The sequence below is a fragment of the Dehalogenimonas sp. 4OHTPN genome (assembly GCF_040448695.1).
Lineage (GTDB): Bacteria > Chloroflexota > Dehalococcoidia > Dehalococcoidales > Dehalococcoidaceae > Dehalogenimonas.
Map to the genome: position 1 here is coordinate 731973 of NZ_CP159307.1, position 18047 is coordinate 750019.

General features: G+C 59.6%; 13 protein-coding genes. 2 read left to right on the top strand and 11 right to left on the bottom strand.

The genetic code is table 11. The features are described from left to right. Positions 1 to 9 precede the first annotated feature (9 nt). The 9 genes from ABV300_RS03950 to ABV300_RS03990 form a co-directional block, all read right to left on the bottom strand. Entirely contained in the window at positions 10 to 978 is a 969-nt protein-coding gene (locus ABV300_RS03950) for an ATP-dependent 6-phosphofructokinase (protein WP_353715228.1), read from the bottom strand. A 57-nt stretch (positions 979 to 1035) separates the two neighbouring features. Next, positions 1036 to 2391 carry an NAD(P)/FAD-dependent oxidoreductase gene (locus tag ABV300_RS03955; RefSeq protein ID WP_353715229.1) on the bottom strand — a complete coding sequence of 452 codons (1356 nt, stop codon included), beginning with the start codon at positions 2389 to 2391 and terminating at the stop codon, positions 1036 to 1038. A gap of 36 nt (positions 2392 to 2427) precedes the next feature. Further along, entirely contained in the window at positions 2428 to 3216 is a 789-nt protein-coding gene (locus ABV300_RS03960; RefSeq protein ID WP_353715230.1) for a dihydroorotate dehydrogenase electron transfer subunit, read from the bottom strand. Continuing rightward, entirely contained in the window at positions 3210 to 6434 is a 3225-nt protein-coding gene (carB, locus tag ABV300_RS03965) for a carbamoyl-phosphate synthase large subunit (RefSeq protein ID WP_353715231.1), read from the bottom strand. Before carB ends, ABV300_RS03960 begins: the two co-directional genes overlap by 7 nt. Further along, positions 6424 to 7527, bottom strand: a complete 1104-nt coding sequence (gene carA / locus ABV300_RS03970) for a glutamine-hydrolyzing carbamoyl-phosphate synthase small subunit (protein WP_353715232.1) — start codon at positions 7525 to 7527, stop codon at positions 6424 to 6426. The genes carB and carA overlap by 11 nt, the downstream gene beginning before the upstream one ends. Next, positions 7528 to 8820, bottom strand: a complete 1293-nt coding sequence (locus tag ABV300_RS03975; RefSeq protein WP_353715233.1) for a dihydroorotase — start codon at positions 8818 to 8820, stop codon at positions 7528 to 7530. Beyond that, entirely contained in the window at positions 8817 to 9788 is a 972-nt protein-coding gene (locus ABV300_RS03980; protein ID WP_353715234.1) for an aspartate carbamoyltransferase catalytic subunit, read from the bottom strand. The genes ABV300_RS03975 and ABV300_RS03980 overlap by 4 nt, the downstream gene beginning before the upstream one ends. A 10-nt stretch (positions 9789 to 9798) precedes the next feature. Then, positions 9799 to 10326, bottom strand: a complete 528-nt coding sequence (gene pyrR / locus ABV300_RS03985) for a bifunctional pyr operon transcriptional regulator/uracil phosphoribosyltransferase PyrR (RefSeq protein ID WP_353715235.1) — start codon at positions 10324 to 10326, stop codon at positions 9799 to 9801. A gap of 194 nt (positions 10327 to 10520) precedes the next feature. After that, complete coding sequence (locus ABV300_RS03990; RefSeq protein WP_353715236.1) at positions 10521 to 11213, bottom strand: hypothetical protein; 693 nt, start codon at positions 11211 to 11213, stop codon at positions 10521 to 10523. Positions 11214 to 11342: 129 nt separating this feature from the next. Between ABV300_RS03990 and ABV300_RS03995 the strand changes: the two genes are divergently transcribed. Beyond that, complete coding sequence (locus ABV300_RS03995) at positions 11343 to 13652, top strand: UvrD-helicase domain-containing protein (RefSeq protein WP_353715237.1); 2310 nt, start codon at positions 11343 to 11345, stop codon at positions 13650 to 13652. Between the two features lies 1 nt (position 13653). Then, a complete protein-coding gene (gene mutL, locus ABV300_RS04000; protein WP_353715238.1) occupies positions 13654 to 15357 on the top strand; it encodes a DNA mismatch repair endonuclease MutL in 1704 nt (567 codons plus the stop codon). A 123-nt stretch (positions 15358 to 15480) separates the two neighbouring features. Here mutL and ABV300_RS04005 read toward each other — a convergent pair whose 3' ends face one another. Together ABV300_RS04005 and glyA are read right to left on the bottom strand one after the other, a co-directional pair. Further along, positions 15481 to 16425, bottom strand: a complete 945-nt coding sequence (locus ABV300_RS04005) for a ribose-phosphate pyrophosphokinase (protein ID WP_353715239.1) — start codon at positions 16423 to 16425, stop codon at positions 15481 to 15483. A gap of 17 nt (positions 16426 to 16442) precedes the next feature. Beyond that, entirely contained in the window at positions 16443 to 17690 is a 1248-nt protein-coding gene (gene glyA, locus ABV300_RS04010; RefSeq protein WP_353715240.1) for a serine hydroxymethyltransferase, read from the bottom strand. Positions 17691 to 18047: the final 357 nt, after the last annotated feature.

Consider the following 18047-nt stretch of genomic DNA (forward strand, 5'->3'; position numbering starts at 1 on the left):
CGTCGCCGGTCAGATGGCAAGCTGTTCCGCCGTGGCCAGAATCTTCAGGTCAAGTGTTTTTTTATGGTTTTTCACTTCAGCAAGCGGGATGGTCTTGATCTCGCCGCAGGCCAGGCCGAAGAGGATGCCTGATTTGCCTTCAGTCAACTGATCAACGGCCGCCATTCCCAGCCGCGTCGCCAGCAACCGATCGAACGCGGTCGGGGCGCCTCCCCGCTGCACGTGGCCGAGGATAGTCGCCCGAAGAGAAAAGCCAAGTTCCGGCTTTCCTCTGAAGTGAGCCAAAATTCTTTCGGCGTTCCAATATGACCCTTCGGCGGCTACAATCAGGCAGTGCGATTTGCCTGAATCGTAGGTCTTCTTGATCACGGCGCCGATTTTTTCAGGGGTCGTCTCAACCTCCGGGATGATGATCTGTTCCGCCCCTCCGGCTATGCCCGACATGAGCGCCAGGTACCCGTGGTCCCTGCCCATGGTTTCGACGATGTGAGCCCGCTGGTGTGAAGAAGCCGTGACCTTTAGCCGGTCGATCGCCTCCAGGGCGATGTTCAGCGCTGTGTCCACACCGATGCTCTGGTCGGTGCCGTAGAGGTCGTTGTCGATAGTTGAAGCGATGCCGACGGTGGGGAAGCCCATCTCGTTGAGCAGATACGCCCCGGTCTGTGAACCGTTGCCGCCAATAACCACTAGCGCGTCTATTTTCCGATCTGTCAGGTTATTGACAGCCCGCTCCCGGCCCGGCTCGGTCTCGAACTCTTCGGAGCGGCTTGATCCCAGTATCGTGCCGCCGGCCTGGATAATGCCCGAGACATCCCGCGGTCCCATCTGGCGGAAAATACCGGCAATGAGGCCGTTGTAACCATGATTAACGCCGTAGACCTCGAACCCGGCGGCGATCCCGCAGCGCACAACGGCTCGGATAGCCGAGTTCATGCCGGGGGCGTCGCCCCCGCTGGTTAAGACTGCAATTCTTTTCATCTTCCACCTCGTCAGCGAGCGGCGGTGTCATTATAACGTAAACTTGAATGGGCGGTCTCAGGGATAATCAACGCTCGCCGTTTTAGCTGCGGCCTCACCTGCCACCCAACCGGTAGAAAATGCCGCTTGCAGGTTGAAACCGCCGGTGTCCGCATCCAGATCCAGCACTTCACCGACCAGGTAGAGGCCGGGAACGAGCTTGGATGCCATTGTCTTGGGATCGACCTCGGCGAGTTCGACGCCTCCGGCGGTGACCATGGCCGCGCCGAGCGGCAGCGTGCTCCGCACCTCAAAAGCCAGGCCTTTGAGTAGTTTGACCAGGCCGCGGCGGTCCCCGGCGGTGAAATTCGCCGCCGTCCGGCCCAGGGGGATTCCTGAAATTCCCGCTACGACCTCCACCATTTTCTCCGGCAGCAGTTCCCTGAGAATAGCCGGCAGCTGCCGCCTGGGGTTAGCGGCGAATTCGCGCTGCAGCCGGGCGTCAAGTTCCTTTTTGGATAGCGCCGGTTTGAGGTCAATATGCACCGAGACCGGGCCGGCATCCAGCGCTCTGGCCACCGCCTGGCTCATGAGCAGCGTGATCGGGCCGCCGATGCCGAAATGGGTGAACAGCATCTCGCCGAAGCGGCTTTCGATGACTTTCGGCGGCGGTTTCTCCCAACCGGTGCCCCGGCCGTAATCATGCTCGATTGTAATGTCCGGGATAGAAGCCTTGTCACAGGCGAACGCCGTCAGCCGGATATTTTTGAGAGCGACGCCCTGGCAAGCGACGGCGAAGCCGATTTCTTTAATAACCAGGGGCACCAGTGCCGGGTAGAGCGGATTTATCCGGTGGCCGGCTTTTTCGGCCAGGCTGAAGCCGTCGCCTGCGGAACCGGTGGCCGGGTAAGAGGCGCCGCCCGCTGCCAGAATGACAGCCTCGGCTGGAATGAACTCGCCTCTCTCCAGCTTCACGCCCCTGATGCCGCGGCTGTCGCGCTCGATGGTTCTCACCCGGCTGTTCAGCCTGATTTCGGCGGCGTGTTCCCGGGCGTGGGAGACCAGGGCGTTAACTACGTCGGCGGCGTTATCGGAGACGGGAAAGACCCGGCCGCCACGTTCGCTTTCAGTTTCTACACCGCGACGGCGGAAGAAATCAAGCAACTGATCGCGGAAGAAGCGATGGAAAGCGCCGTAAAGGAACCGGCCGTTGGGACCGAAAGCTGCCAAAAACTCCTTCAGCGGCGCCGTGTTGGTGATATTGCAGCGACCTTTGCCGGTGATGAGCAGTTTCTTGCCCGGCGCCTCCATCCGCTCCAGGAGGATGACCTGGGCGCCGAGTTCAGCGGCGCGGCCTGCAGCCAGGAGTCCGGCGGCGCCTCCGCCAATAACGAGAACTCGTTTTGTCCCCGTAAATTCAGGCAGAATATTCACCAGCCCATTGTAAATGGGCAGCCGCTGAAAGTCACCTTACAGGTCGGCTAACTCTTGCCACAAGATGTCCTGTGCCTCAAACACCGGCCCGTCCTGGCATACCTGTTTGAGGCCTTGTTTGGTATTGACGGTACAACCATAACACAGCCCGATGCCGCAAGCCATCCGGACTTCCAATGATAACTGCATCGGTTTGTTTTTGAATCGGGGGTCCCTCATAAGCGCCCGGTACATGGGCAGCGGGCCGCAGGCGAAGATCTGCTGCGCCATCTCGATGTGAGTGTCAGGGCAATCGGTGACCCTGCCTGTAATACCGACCGAGGCGTCTTCGGTGCACAGGACACATTCATCGACGCCGGGCAGATGGCTTGAAGGACACAATAGTTCGCCGGTGCGGGCGCCAAGGACCAGGGTCACTTTTTTACCAAGTGCCGCTGCTTTTTTAGCCAGGAAGTTGAGCGGGGCGATGCCCATGCCGCCGGCGACCAGCAGCAGCCTTTCGGCGCGATCATCTATTTCGAAACCGTTGCCCAGCAGGCCGAGGACATCCAGTTCCTCGCCGGGCTGCCGCTTAGATAACCAGTCGGTGCCCTTGCCGACTGTGGCGATCATGAGTCCGATCTGCCCCGATGGGGCATTGGCGTCGGAGATGCTTATCGGACGGCGGAGCAGCAGGCTTTCACTGCACTTGAGCATGAGGAACTGACCCGGTCTGGCCGCCGCGGCGATCTCCGGGCAATGCAGCCGCAGGCTGAAGACACCCGGCATCACCCCCTCGTTAGAGAGCACGGTCCCGGAAACCAGAGAAGGTTTAGTATTTAGCATTTGCGGTATTCCGGCATCGGCTTGATGCTGTAATTGTAACCCCTGTCAGCCAGGGCGTCGATCGCCACCCGCGCCGTATCCAAAGAGGTAAAGCAGGGGACGCGTTTCTCGGCGGCGGCGCGCCTGATGTGGAAGCCGTCGCGCAGCGGTACCCGGCCGCCGGTGGAGGTGTTAATCACTCCGGAGACGGTGCCGTGCCGTACCATGTCGACGATGTTGGGATGGCCTTCCGACAGCTTCTTGGAAATTTTCTTGACCGGCATGCCGGCCACCTCGATCATTGCGGCGGTACCTTCGGTGGCAATCAGGTGGTAGCCGATGGCGTGCAGCTTGCGGATGAGCGGCAGCGCCTCGGCTTTGTCCCGGTCGGCGATGGACAGCAAGATGGCGCCTTCCGGCGGCAGTGCCAGCCCGGCGGCCATGAGAGCTTTGATGAGAGCGCCTTTGAAATCATGGTCGATGCCCATGACCTCTCCGGTGGATTTCATCTCCGGACCTAAGTAGGTGTCGACGCCAATGAGCTTGGCCATGGAGAAAACCGGCGCTTTGATGGCAACCAGAGGCCGGGCTGGCCAGAGGCCGCCGTCATAGCCCTGTGCTTTGAGGCTCCTGCCCAGCATGACGTTGACCGCCACGTCCACCATCGGCACGCCGGTGACCTTGGATAGGAAGGGCACGGTACGTGAGCCGCGAGGGTTGACCTCCAGGATGTAAACCTTGCTCTGGCCGTTGTCGCGGGTGATGACGAACTGGACGTTCATCAGGCCTCGGACGTTCATCGCCAGTCCTATGCGAGTGGTGTAATCGACTATGGTTGAGGTCTCCTCAGGCGATAGGTTCAAGCCAGGGTAGGCCGCCATTGAGTCCCCGGAGTGGACGCCGGCGCGCTCGATGTGTTCCATGATACCGGGGATAAGCACCCGCTCGCCGTCGGCGATGGCATCGACCTCCACCTCCTTGCCCATGAGATACTTGTCGATGAGCACCGGGTGTCCGGTCTGGAGTTCCATCGCCAGCTTCATGAAGCGTACCAGCTCGGTAGCGTCGTAGACGATCTCCATAGCCCGGCCGCCCAGGACGTAGCTGGGCCGCACCAGCACCGGATAGCCGATGAGGCTGGCAATGTTAAGGCCTTCGTCGAGGGTCGTTATCCCGGCGCCCGGTGCCTGCGGAATATCCAGTTCGGATAAGAAGGCCTCGAAACGGCGCCGGTCTTCGGCTAGGTCGATAGTCTCCGATGACGAGCCTATAATGGGATTTCCGGTCCGAGTCAGAGGCTCGGCTAGGTTGATGGCCGTCTGGCCGCCGAACTGGCAGATGGACGGCGTAGGGTTCAGGCAGCCGATATTTTCATTATCGAGTATATCGCGTACGCTTTCATTGTCGAGTGGCTCGAAATACAGCCGGTTTGAGGTGTCGAAATCGGTGGACACCGTCTCCGGGTTGGAGTTTGCCATGATTGACTGGTATCCGGCTTTCGAAAGCGCCATAGCGGCGTGCACCGAGCAGTAGTCGAACTCGATGCCCTGGCCGATGCGGATGGGTCCGGAGCCAATGACCAGCGCCTTGTCACAGATGTCGGCAACGGCCTCATTCTCGGTCTCGTAGGTCGAGTAGAAATAGGGCGTCTCGGCGTCGAACTCGGCGGCGCAGGTGTCCACCATCTTGTAGGTCGGCAGGATGTTCCACTGCTTTCTGAGATCGCGCACCTGCTCCGGCAACCGGTCGGCTAAGGTGGCGATCTGCTCGTCGCCGAAGCCCAGCCGTTTGGCGTCGCGCAGCAGGTCGGGTGACAGCGTCTCGGACAGCAGCCTTTTCTCCATGCCGACGATGTTCAGCATCTTATAGAGGAACCAGAGGTCAATCCTGGTCACCTCGAAAATGACCTGGGGCGTGATCCCCCGCCGCAGCGCCGCCATGATTGCCCAGAGCCTGAGGTCGGTCGGTTTCAACGGGTAGCCGGAGACGTCGTCGCCCAGCACCCAGGACGGATCCTCCCAGAGAATGGACTTCTTGCCGAACTCCAGGCTGCGGATTGCTTTCTGGAAAGCTGCTTCGAAAGTGCGGTCGATGGCCATGACTTCGCCGGTGGCTTTCATCTGGGTATTGATCGCCCGGTCGCCGGTGGCGAATTTGTCGAAAGGCCAGCGCGGAATCTTGACCACAACATAATCCAGCGCCGGTTCGAAGGAAGCCGCCGTTTTGCCGGTGACGGCATTAGGGATCTCGTCGAGTGTTTTACCGACGGCGATCTTGGCCGCCACCCGGGCAATGGGATAGCCCGTCGCCTTGGAAGCCAGGGCCGAGCTTCGGCTGACCCGGGGGTTGACCTCGATGACGTAATAGGTGTCGCTGTACGGGTCCAGCCCGTATTGGATGTTGCAGCCGCCTTCGATGCCCAAAGCCCGGATGATCTTGATGCTGGCGGTACGCAGCATCTGGTATTCCTTGTTGGTCAGCGTCTGGGATGGGGCGATGACGATGGAATCTCCGGTATGGACGCCCACCGGATCGAAGTTCTCCATGTTGCACACTGTGATGCAGTTATTGGCCGCGTCCCGCATCACCTCGTACTCGATCTCTTTCCAGCCCGCGATGGATTTCTCCACCAGTATCTGGTGGATGGGCGAGGCGGCGATGCCGCCGGCGGCGATCTCGTCGAATTCGTCCATATCCCTGGCGATGCCGCCGCCGGTGCCGCCCAGAGTATAGGCCGGGCGGATGATCAGCGGCAAACCTAGCTTCTCGGCTACCCGCTTGGCGTCCTCCAGAGTGGTCACCGTCTCGGACGGCGGCACATGCTCGCCGATGGACAGCAGCAGTTGCTTGAACAGTTCGCGGTCCTCAGCCTTCTTGATGGTCTCGATGGGCGTGCCCAAGACGCGGACGTTGTATTTTTCGAGCACGCCGGCTTCGGCCAGATCCACGGCCAGGTTGAGGCCGGTCTGGCCGCCCAGTGTCGGCAGGAGGCCGTCTGGGCGCTCTCGCTCGATGATGCGGGCCACGGACTCCACGGTCAGGGGTTCGATGTAGACTATGTCGGCGATCTCTTCATCGGTCATAATGGTGGCCGGGTTGGAGTTGACCAGCACGGAGGTCACGCCTTCTTCGCGCATCGCCTTGCAAGCCTGAGTGCCGGCGTAGTCGAACTCCGCCGCCTGGCCGATGACGATCGGCCCGCTTCCGATGATCAGGACTTTAGAAGGTTTAACGGGCATCAGTCCTCCCCATCATGTTTAAAAGCTGTTCGAATAGGTACATATTGTCCAGCGGCCCGGGGGATGCCTCGCTGTGGTATTGGATGGTGAAGATGGGCAGTGTTCTATGGCGCATGCCTTCCACAGTGCCGTCGTTGAGGTTGATATGGGTCACTTCCAGCCCGCTGCCCTCGATGGACTCCGGATCGACGGCGTAGCCGTGGTTCTGGGCGGTGATATGGACGCGCCCGGTGAGCAGGTCTTTGACCGGCTGGTTGCCGCCGCGGTGGCCGAACTTGAGCTTGAAGTTACGACCGCCGAAAGCTCGGGCGACGAGTTGATTCCCCAGGCAGATGCCCATGATTGGCTTGCCGCTGTCGATAAGCCCCTTGACCGTCGCAGTAGCATAATCCAGTAGTTCCGGGTCACCGGGGCCTGGGGAAAGCAAAATACCGTCCGGATTGATGGTGAGCATTTCTTCAGCCGTGGCAGTGCAGGGAAAGGCTGTTACCCGGCAGCCGTGCCGCCGCAGGATGCGCATGATATTGAATTTGCAGCCGCAGTCCAGCAGGGCGACGCGGGGGGATTCATCCGGTAAATCCGCTGAGTCCCATTCATAAGGTTCCTTGGCTGATACTTCCTTCACAAAATCGGTAGAGCCGTAGTCCGGGAAAGAAAGAAGCATTTCCAGCGCCTGGCCGGGCGTTTTGTCGGTGGTGATCATGCCCATCATGGCGCCTCGGCTGCGGATTTTACGCGTGATGGCGCGGGTGTCCAGACCCCAGATACCCGGGGTGTTGCCCTGCTTCAGGTAATCTTCGATGGTTGCCTTGCATTGGTAGTTGGACGGATTGGCACACTCCTCGCGCACCACGAAACCGCGCACCTGGACCCTGTCTGATTCCCAGTCGGCGGGATTGACACCGTAGTTGCCTATAAGCGGGTAAGTCGGGATGAGTATCTGGCCGGCAAAGGACGGGTCGGTCAGCATCTCCTGGTAACCTGTCATGGCGGTGGCAAAAACCACCTCGCCGAAGGCGTCTTTCTCCGCCCCGAAGCTATTTCCCTCGAAGACCGAACCGTCGGCCAGGACCAGAATGGCGCGTTTGGTCATTTAGATTCCTTCTCGATAGACGATGTTGCCTCGGCAGAGAGTTGCTGTCACCCTGCCCTTGAGTCTCTCTCCGGCCAGCGGTGTGTTTCTGCCCCTGGAGGCGAATTTGCCTGGATCGACCGTCCACTCGGCTTTCGGGTCAAAGATGACGATATCTGCCGGATCGCCTACGCCCAGTGAACCTGTGACCCCATGGTGTTCACCGATAATCCGTGCCGGTGCAGCCGTCAGTTTTCCGATAATCAGCGGCATAGGCAGTTTGCCGCTATGAACCAGCTTCATCAGGCTGCCGAAAGCTGTTTCTAACCCGGAGATGCCGAATGGGGCCAGGGCGAATTCGCAGCACTTGTCGTTCCCGGTATGCGGGGCGTGGTCCGTGGCGATGGCGTCGATGGCGCCGTCAAGCAGCCCTTCGATGAGGGCATCGATATCTGTTTGCGTCCGCAGCGGCGGGTTGACCTTGGCATTGGTGTCATAGCCCAAACACAACTCTTCGGTCATGGTTAGGTGATGGGGGGTAACTTCGGCGGTAACCTTGACTCCATCGGCTTTGGCATGTCGTATAAGACCGACAGCGCCCCTGGTGCTGATATGGCACAGGTGCAGCCGGGCGCCGGTGAGTTTAGCCAGGGCAATATCACGGGCGACGATGGCGTCCTCGGCAGCGTTGGGGATGCCGGCCAGCCCTAAGCGAGTGGCGACAATCCCTTCGTTGACCTGTCCGCCGTCTGCCAGGCTGGCATCCTCGCAGTGTTCAATAATGGGTAAGCCGAGGCCGGCGGCATACTCCATGGCTTGTTTGAGTAGCCGCGAGGTCGGGACGCTCGATCCATCGTCAGAAAAGCCGATGACCCCGGCCGCGGCCATTTCACCCAGCTCGGCCAGGCTTTCGCCTTTGCGTCCTTTGCTGATGCTGCCGATTTGCAGTACCCGCGCCGCAGCCTCGCTGGAGGCGACACAATTGACATAATCAACGACGGTTCGGTTGTCTACTGCCGGGCTGGTATTGGGCATGGCACAGACCGTGGTAAAGCCTCCGCGGGCCGCCGCCCTGGTCCCGGTGGCGATGGTCTCCTTGTTCTCAAAGCCTGGCTGGCGCAGGTGGGTGTGCAGGTCGATAAAGCCGGGGGCGACGACCTGCCCCGATGCGTTAATGACTTCGTAGTCGCCCGCGGGCGGCTCGTCATTGCCGACCCAGGCGATCGTGCCGCCTGCTAAAGCGATGTCGAACAGGCCGTCAATGCCGTTTGCCGGGTCAATGAGCCGGCCGTTGTGGATTAAAATGTGTTTCATAGCTCGCCCTGCTTCCCGGTCAGGAGATACAGAACCGCCATACGAACGGCCACGCCGTTCTGCACCTGTTCGTTAATGACCGATTTATCCCCGTAGGCTGATTCGGCGGCCAGTTCGATGTCCTCGTTGACCGGGCCGGGGTGCATCACCAGGACATCGCTTTTTGCTCTCTTCAGTCTGTCCTGGCTGACCTGGAACCGCCGCACGTATTCCGCTACCGAGGGCAGGAGGCCGCTTTGCTGGCGCTCCCGTTGCAGCCGTAAAGCCATGACCACATCGGCGTTCTCGACGGCCTTTTCGACATCTGTCTCGATGCGAACCTCGGGAAAAAGCCCGCACGGGTTGTCCAGGCCGTAAGGTAGGAGGGTCGGCGGGCCGCAGACGGTGACCTTCATGCCTAATCGGGTCATACCCCAGATGTTGGAGTGGGCTACCCGGCTGTGGCGGACGTCGCCGATTATGGCAACTTTCAGTCCGTTGAGATTGCCTTTGTGTTTTCTTATGGTATAAAGGTCGAGTAGTGCTTGAGTCGGGTGAGCGTGCCAACCGTCTCCGGCGTTGATGATGTTGGCTTTGCTGTATTTAGCGGCAACATGGGGCGCGCCGGAGAGGTTGTGACGCATGACGATGATGTTGGCTCCCAGGGCTTCCAGCGTTTTCAGGGTGTCGATGAGACTTTCGCCTTTTGCGATGGAGGAGGCTGTGGAGGTGACGTTCAAAACGTCGGCGGACAGATTCTTGGCGGCGATTTCGAACGAAGCCCGGGTACGGGTGGAGTTTTCATAGAAGAGGTTGACCACCGTTTGGCCGCGCAGCGCCGGCACCTTCTTGATCGGCCGGGCAAGTATTTCTCTCATTGCATCAGCGGTCTCGAACACAAGCTGAAATTCTTCCGCCGAAAAATCATCGACGTCAAGCAGGTGGCGGTGGTTCCAGGCATTCGGCTTAGCCGCGGTTTCATCTAGCATGTCGTTCACCTCAGGCGATGACCACTTCATCGCCGCCGTCGGTTTCGGCGAGTTTTACCCTGACATCCTCGGACGCCGCCGAAGGGATATTTTTGCCGACGTAATCGGCACGGATCGGCAGTTCGCGGTGACCGCGGTCGATCAACACCGCCAATTGGATGACCCGCGGCCGTCCGTAGTCGATGAGGGCGTCCATTGCGGCGCGGGTGGAGCGGCCGGTGTAGAGGACATCGTCGACCAGGATGATGACCTTGCCGTCGACGTCTACGGGGATGTCGGTGGATTTGACCTGCGGCTGAAAGTTGCGGCGGTTCAAATCGTCGCGGTAGAGAGAGAAATCCAGGGCGCCCACCGGTACCTGCGCTTTTTCAAAGTCGGCGATAAGCCCGGCCAGACGGTTTGCCAGCGGCACGCCGCGGGTCTGCATCCCAACCAGAACGAGCGACTTGATGTCCCTGTTGCGCTCGACGATCTCATGGGCCATGCGGGACAGCGTCCGCCGCATGTCCTCGGCCGTCATCACCGTTTTTGCTGGCATTAAAAAACCTCTTGCCACAATCTGCCGGCAAGAGGTGTCTACGCGCGCTTAACCCGCTGACCCTTGCCGGCCTCACAGGACCGGTTGTTAAAGGAGTTTGGGTGCGATATTCAATTAGCGGCATTATAACAGGGGATGGCGAGGAGAGCAAGAATTATTTAAGCCCTCCCCGCCGATACGTTTTACATCACCGGCTAAGGCAAGTAGAACGACGGATATATGCTGCCGTCCTCGTAACACACGTACACTACGTTACCTGCCACGGCGTAGAGCTCCGGATAATAGAATTGATCGTCTTCCCATATGGCGACTGACAGGAAGTACCCGTCCGTCTCAGCAAGGCGCTGCAGCATATAGTATTGGTCCGGGTAGTCGTCGAGTGGATTGAGTTTGGTGATGGCATTCAGCAACCAGCTTTGCAGGGCAAACTCAGAGGTGAAGTTCTTAAGCGGGTATTTGGCTTTATAATCGTTGATCTGTTTGGTTAATTCAGTCGTTGTGGCATTTAATGATGCAATCGTTGCGTCACGAGATTGCACCTGGCTGGAGAGATTGCTCACCTGGGACGATAGATCAGCTTTTTCAGAAGTGAGGCTTTCATTGGCGGCAGTGAGGTCTTTAACCTGGCTGGAGTTATCCATCCACTGCCAGGCGGCAAAGCCGCCGAATCCCAGGGCCAATACCAGGATGATGGAAAGGATGATTCCCGCCGTCCCGAAACCGCCGCTTTTACGCGGTGTGGCCGAAGAAGAGGTTGGCGGGGGTTGACCGGCGGCAGCATGCTCGGGAACCGTGGCCGCAGGCGGCAGTGCCGCGGGCTGGCCGCAATTGGCGCAGAACTTGTCGTTGGGGCTGGTTGTATTACCGCAGGATCTACAGAATGCCATGCCGCCCTCCTCTGGGGCGGTCATCCGCCCCAAACGATTCTGGGATTCATTAAACTCCGTTGCCTGGCAGGTGTCAATCAGGTGTTATGAATAATATTTCTGGTCTCGAAAATGTTATAATGAACGGCTTTGACTATTGACCTCTTGAAAGATCTGAACCCCGCTCAGCGCAAAGCCGCCGAAGCTATTTCAGGACCCATTCTCATCCTGGCAGGTCCCGGGTCCGGCAAGACACGGGTCATTACCTACCGCATCGCCTACCTTGTGCGGACGGTCGGTGTCAACCCGCACCGTATCCTGGCGGTGACCTTTACCAACAAGGCGGCGCGGGAGATGAGAGAAAGGCTTGAGCGCCTGCTGGCAGGTTCGGTCAACGATATGACCCTGGGTACTTTCCATGCCATCTGTGCCGGCATCCTGCGGCGCGATGGCCAGGCTATCGGCATCCAGCGCGAGTTCGTCATCTTCGATGCCGACGACCAGGAAAAACTGCTCAAACAGGCCGCCGCAGACGCCAATGTCGATCCCAAGCAGTATCCGGTAGGTAAGATAGCCGCGGCCATCAGTTCCGCCAAGAGCCAGATGACCACGCCGGAGAAATTCCGAGAGAACGCCAGGAACTACTTCGACGAGATAGTCGCCCGGGTCTATGAGCGGTACGAGAAGATGCTGCTGCAAAACAATGCGGTGGACTTCGACGACTTGCTCCTCAAGACCGTTTTTCTGTTTAAACGCCACCCGGAGATACTGAAACGCTATCAGGAGCGCTACGTCCACCTGCTGGTGGACGAGTTCCAGGACACCAATCTGGTACAGTACGAACTGGTCAAACTTCTGGCTGGCCGCCACCGCAACGTGGCTGTGGTCGGCGATCCTGACCAGTCCATCTACTCGTGGCGGGCCGCCGACCTCCGGAACGTCTTCAATTTCGAGCGGGACTTCCCGGACGCCCAGATTTACTACCTGGAGCAGAACTATCGCTCCACTGCAAGGATTCTCGAAGTCGCCTCCAGCGTAATCGCCGACAACCGCGCCCGGAAAGACATCAAACTGTGGACGGAAAACGAACCGGGGGACCCTGTCTGCCTGCTTGAAGCTTACAACGAGCAGGAAGAAGCTCAAATGGTGGTACGCGAGGCAGAGAGGCTGACCGGGTCGAAAAAATACCGACTTTCGGACATCGCCGTGATGTACCGCACCAACGCCCAATCCCGCGCCCTGGAAGAGGCTTTCATCCGCTACGGGGTGCCTTACAAGCTGGTGGCCGGTACCCGCTTCTACGAGCGGCGCGAGGTCAAAGATTTAATCGCCTATTTCAGGCTCATCCACAACCCGGCCGATTCCGTCTCCCTTATGCGCATTATCAATGTGCCCACACGCGGCCTGGGCGAGAAATCCATCGTCGAGATGCAGGCCTGGGCCCGCGGGAAGGGGCTGTCGTTATTCGAAGCCCTTGAGGCTTCATCGACCGCTGTGGATAAGCCGCCGCTCACCGCTCGGGCGCTGGCCTCGTTCGATATCTTCTATAAGCTGATCCACGGACTCATCGAAGACAGCCGCCAGATGTCCTTTCTGGAGTTCTTCGACCGGGTGCTGGAACGCAGCGGCTACGGGGCTTACTTGAAGGCGCAGCCCGACAGCGAGGAGAGGTTGGAGAACATCGCCGAGCTTCGGACGGTGGCCGAGCCCTTCAACGGCCTGCCGCCGGGTGAGGCGCTGTCGCCGTTCCTGGAGAGCGTCAGCCTGGTTTCCGACCTCGACAATCTGGACGAGACTGAGGGCGGGGTTACCCTGATCACCCTGCACCAGGCCAAGGGGCTGGAGTTCCCGGTGGTTTTTATCGTCGGTCTGGAGGAGGGGGTGCTGCCGCACTTTCGCTCCTTCGACGACCCCGCCCAAATGGAAGAGGAGCGGCGGTTGTGCTATGTTGGCGTGACCCGCGCCAAGCGGCGGCTGTACCTCCTGCGTGCTTTCCGCCGCAGCCTGATGGGGGGCAGTACGGTCAACGAGCCGTCGCGTTTCCTCTCCGCCATCCCATTGAGCCTGACGACAGAGGCACAACAAGAAGATACATGGGGTGTAAGTTACTACAAACACGAACAAGAAGCTTTAGCTAAAAAATTAGAGTATCTGAGGGGGCGGGGAGGGCCTGTGGAGATACCACCGCTCCAAAAGAAACTGTACCAATATTCCGAGCGGCCGTCGCAGGTCCAGGTGGCTCAGGCATCGAAATCTGCGGCCCCGGGGCTGTCTCGAACGCACGTAAAGCCTTCGGCGCCGGCCTACAAGACCGGCGACCAGGTGCGCCACCCGGTCTTCGGCGATGGCATTGTCATCAGCACCCTGCCGGTCAAGGACGACCATGAGATCGTCGTCTCCTTCAAGGACAAGGGGCTTAAGAAGCTGTTGCTGTCTTTCGCTAAGCTGGAGAAGATCTAAAATGCCCATCCGCCTTCTCGACCCCCGGACCGTGGCCAGGATTGCCGCCGGCGAGGTGGTTGAGCGGCCGACCTCGGCGGTCAAGGAACTGCTGGAGAACGCCCTCGACGCCGGCGCCCGGCGCATCGAGATCGAAATCAGGGGCGGCGGCGCCGGGTTGATCAGGGTAGCCGACGACGGCTGCGGCATACCGGCAGACGAGCTGCCATTGGCTTTCACTCGTCACGCCACATCCAAAATCGTAACTTTCGATGATCTCTCGAGGCTTGAGACCCTGGGGTTTCGCGGCGAGGCGCTGGCTTCGATCGCTGCCGTAGCCGACGTTGAGGTCACCAGCGCCATCTCCGGAGCGTTTGCAGGCAGTCGTTTGACATTGCGCGCTGGTCACCAGGAAAAAATCGTACCTGCCGCCCGGGCTTGCGGCACCACCATCTCCGTCACGCATCTTTTCAAAGAGGTGCCCGCCCGTCTCAAATTCCTCAAATCCGACGCTACCGAGACCGGTCATATCGTGAACACGGTTTCCAACTACGCCATGGCTTACCCCGGCATAAAGTTCCGCCTTTCTGTCGACGGTCGGGAAATCCTGTCAACGCCGGGCAGCGGCCAGCTGCGCGATGTCGCCGCTGAAGTCCTCGGTGGCGGCATCGCTGCCCGGATGATTGAAGCCGCCGCAGCCGAGGGCTCCTTTACGGTCGGAGGTCTGTTTTCTCCCCCGGACGTTTCCCGCGCCAATCGCAGCGGGATGTTCTTTTTCGTCAACCGGCGCTGGGTCAGGAACAGCATGTTGTCCAGGGCGGTCGAAGAGGCTTACCGCGGTTTGCTTACCGTCGGACGGTATCCCGTGGCGGTCGTCAATCTCGTGCTGCCGCCGTCTGACATCGATATCAACATTCATCCCGCCAAGACCGAGATCAAGTTCCGAGAGGACGGCACGGTCTTCAACTTCGTGCGGCGGACGGTGCGGGATGCGCTGCTCGGCGGATCTCCTGTGCCGGCTATCGAGGCGCAGCAAACTCCCGCTGCCGGTGAACCCGTGGCGATCTACCGACCGGGAGTTTTCAGGCCGTCACCCTCGGCGGATGATTTTTTCACCCGGGCGAGGGCGTTATCATCGGAGTCGGGACCAATCTTTTCACAGACTCTGCCGGCGCTGCGCCCGCTGGGACAGTTGGCAGGCTGCTATATCCTGGCCGAAGGCCCGGACGGGCTGTATATCATTGACCAGCACGCCGCCCATGAACGAATCATGTATGAAAAGGTACTGGCGGAACGGGCAAACCGCTCGCCGTCGTCGCAAGCCCTATTGGAGCCGCAGAATGTCGAGCTTTCCTCGGCCGAAGCCGGCCGCTATCCGGTACTGACGCCAGTACTTTCCGATTGTGGCTTCGTGACCGAAGCTTTCGGCGGCCGCAATATCCTAATCCGCGCCATACCACACGCCCTGTCCGGCGGCGACTGGCGAACAGCCTTGCATGAATTCCTGAACTCGCCGGAGTCCGTCTCTCGTGGCGAGGAACGGTTGGCCGAACTCATCGCCTGTCATTCGGCGGTGCGGGCGGGCAAGACACTCTCCATTGATGAGATCCGGGGGTTGCTGCTCGATCTGGAGAAGGCTAAAGTTCCCAACACCTGCCCCCACGGCCGCCCAACCCTGCTCAAACTGGATTCGGCGGCGCTGGAACGGCATTTCAAGCGCGCTTAAAGGTTACTGAAAGCCGCCCTCGAAAAATCGGTCAAAGATGCTCGGACTGGGGTATCTTCGGAAGAACCCGGATTCGGTGAATCCGTAACATGTTCCTCGACGTAGCTCATCAGGCTTTCATTGTCATTCCTGCTGGAACATAGCGCCGACCGAAAGTCCGGTGTGAATGCGGTGGATGGCCTCTCCCAGCAGGGGCGCAACGGGAAGAACGATAATTTTACTGGTTCGTTTCTCGGGCGGCACCGGCACCGTATCGGTGACGATTACTTCCCTGACCGCCGAGGCTTCAATCCGCTTGATGGCCGGCCCTGAGAGGATAGGGTGGGTGCAGCAGGCATAGACCTCGGTGGCGCCGGCTTCGAGCAGGGTCTTAACAGAATTGACCAGGGAGCCGGCGGTGTCGATCTCGTCGTCAATGGTCAAGGCGATCCGGCCTTTAACTTCACCGATGATGTTTAGCGTCTCTGTCTTGTCCTCGTTGCCGACGCGGCGTTTTTCAATGATGGCCAGCGGCGCGTTCAGCTTGGCGGCGAAGTCGCGAGCCCGTTTGGAAATGCCGATATCGGTGGCTACCACCACCAGATTGGCCAACTCTTTCTTTCTGATGTAGCCGGTCAGCAGGTTGATGGCCGACAGTTCATCGACCGGGATGTTGAAAAAGCCCTGGATCTGGGCGGCGTGCAGGTCCACGGTGAGAACGCGGTTGGCGCCGGCTACAGTCAGCAGGTCTGCCAGCAGGCGGGCTGTGATTGGCACGCGGGGCTGGTCTTTTTTATCGGTGCGGCCGTACGCGTAGTAAGGGATGACGGCGGTGATCCGGCCGGCTGAGGCGCGTTTTAAGGCGTCGATCATGATCAAGAGTTCCAGGATGCTCTGGTTGACCGGAGTCGAAAACGGCTGGACGATGAAAGTATCGCGGTTGCGCACGTTGTCCAGGATTTTGACGAAGATGTTCTCGTTGGAGAACTGGAACACCTGGCTGCCGCCCAGCGGAATGCCCAGGTACTCAACGACGGCCTTAGCCAGCGCCGGGTGGGCATTGCCGGTGAAGACCTTCAATTCATCCATGGCGTTCCTCTTTCTGGCTAATCGGTGATACCGGGAACCGGGAATCCGGCGGTCATGGTTTTAACTTCGGCAGCGATGCGTTCCTCGATTTCCAAGTTGCCGAAATTACTGATGACTTCATTGATCCAGGAGGCGATTCTGACCATTTCCACCTTGCCGAAGCCGCGAGTGGTGACCGCAGCCGTCCCCAGCCGCATGCCGGCAGGCGCGGTGGCCTTCTGGTTGACGATGAACGGGACCGTGTTGCGGTTGACCACGATATTGCAGCGACCCAGCGCCTCCTCGGCGTCCTTGCCGTTGACTCCGGTCGCGGTGAGGTCGAGCAGCACCAGGTGGTTGTCGGTGCCCCCGGATACCAGCCGGAAGCCGAATTTTTCCAGCTCCCGCCCCAATATGGCGGTGTTGGCCACTACCTGCCTGGCGTACTGGGCGAACTCCAGCGTCGCGGCTTCGCGGAAGGCGACAGCCTTGCCGGCCAGGACGTGCATCAGCGGTCCGCCCTGGACGCCGGGGAAGACCGCCGAATCAATGGCGTGGGCGTATTCCTGCTTGCACAGGATGAATCCGCCGCGCGGGCCGCGGAGGGTCTTGTGGGTCGTTGAGGTGACGATATCGGCGTAAGGCACCGGCGACGGATGGACGCCGGCCGCTACCAGACCGGCGATGTGGGCGATGTCCACCACCATTTTGGCGCCGACGCGGTCGCAGGTGTGCCTGATGCGCTCGAAGTCGATGATCCGGGGATAAGCCGAGGCACCGGCCATGATGATCTTGGGCTGCGCTTCATCAGCCAGTTTCTCCATGCCGGCGTAGTCTATGCGCTCCGTCGCCTGATCCAGGCCGTAAGCCACCACGTTGTACATTTTACCGGTGAAGTTGGCCTTGGCGCCGTGGGTCAGGTGGCCGCCGTGGGACAGGCTCATGCCCATGATGGTATCGCCGGGCTTGATCAGGGCGAAGTAAGCCGCCATGTTGGCCTGGGCGCCGGAGTGGGGCTGGACGTTGGCATGATCCGCCTTGAACAGCTCTTTGGCCCGTTCGATGGCGATGGTCTCGATGGTGTCCATGTTGTGGCAGCCGCCGTAGTAACGCCGGCCGGGATAGCCCTCGGCGTATTTGTTGGTCAGGGACGAGCCCTGAGCCTGGAGAATAGCCCTGGAGGCATAGTTTTCTGAGGCGATGAGGTTTATAGTTTCCTGCTGGCGGGTATCTTCGGCGGCGATGGCGTGGTAAATATCGGGGTCGTCAAAACGCAGTCTGGTCACATTTTTCCTTTCAAAATGCCCTGCCCCTCGGCGGGCGGGGAGCAAAGGTCATTATAGCAAGTCGGGCGGCGGGCGTCATACTTTTCGGTGTCGCCGGCTGACAGGGGATTTGTATTTGTTCATCGCGAAAAAGAATGTATTTTCGGGAAACGAAACCGAAAACCGGCGATGGGCTGAACGGGGGAAACGAAAATCGTCCGGTTTGAAAACAAAACCGGAAGGGTCCGCAACGTCCTGTCTTGTGATTGACATGGACGCCAGGCGTTAGCGGACGCTTCTGTCTCTATGGCGGAGCACGGCGGAACATCGGTTCTTATCACAGCCCGGGTATTATAGCACAGGTGTTCCTGCAATTGT

Coding starts and splice junctions, on each gene's coding strand:
- pyrR (WP_353715235.1), bottom strand. CDS start 10,326: ATGCCAGCAAAAACGGTGATGACGGCCGAGGACATGCGGCGGACGCTG.
- carA (WP_353715232.1), bottom strand. CDS start 7,527: ATGACCAAACGCGCCATTCTGGTCCTGGCCGACGGTTCGGTCTTCGAG.
- ABV300_RS03960 (WP_353715230.1), bottom strand. CDS start 3,216: ATGCTAAATACTAAACCTTCTCTGGTTTCCGGGACCGTGCTCTCTAAC.
- carB (WP_353715231.1), bottom strand. CDS start 6,434: ATGCCCGTTAAACCTTCTAAAGTCCTGATCATCGGAAGCGGGCCGATC.
- ABV300_RS04005 (WP_353715239.1), bottom strand. CDS start 16,425: ATGGATGAATTGAAGGTCTTCACCGGCAATGCCCACCCGGCGCTGGCT.
- ABV300_RS03980 (WP_353715234.1), bottom strand. CDS start 9,788: ATGCTAGATGAAACCGCGGCTAAGCCGAATGCCTGGAACCACCGCCAC.
- mutL (WP_353715238.1), top strand. CDS start 13,654: ATGCCCATCCGCCTTCTCGACCCCCGGACCGTGGCCAGGATTGCCGCC.
- ABV300_RS03990 (WP_353715236.1), bottom strand. CDS start 11,213: ATGGCATTCTGTAGATCCTGCGGTAATACAACCAGCCCCAACGACAAG.
- ABV300_RS03975 (WP_353715233.1), bottom strand. CDS start 8,820: ATGAAACACATTTTAATCCACAACGGCCGGCTCATTGACCCGGCAAAC.
- ABV300_RS03950 (WP_353715228.1), bottom strand. CDS start 978: ATGAAAAGAATTGCAGTCTTAACCAGCGGGGGCGACGCCCCCGGCATG.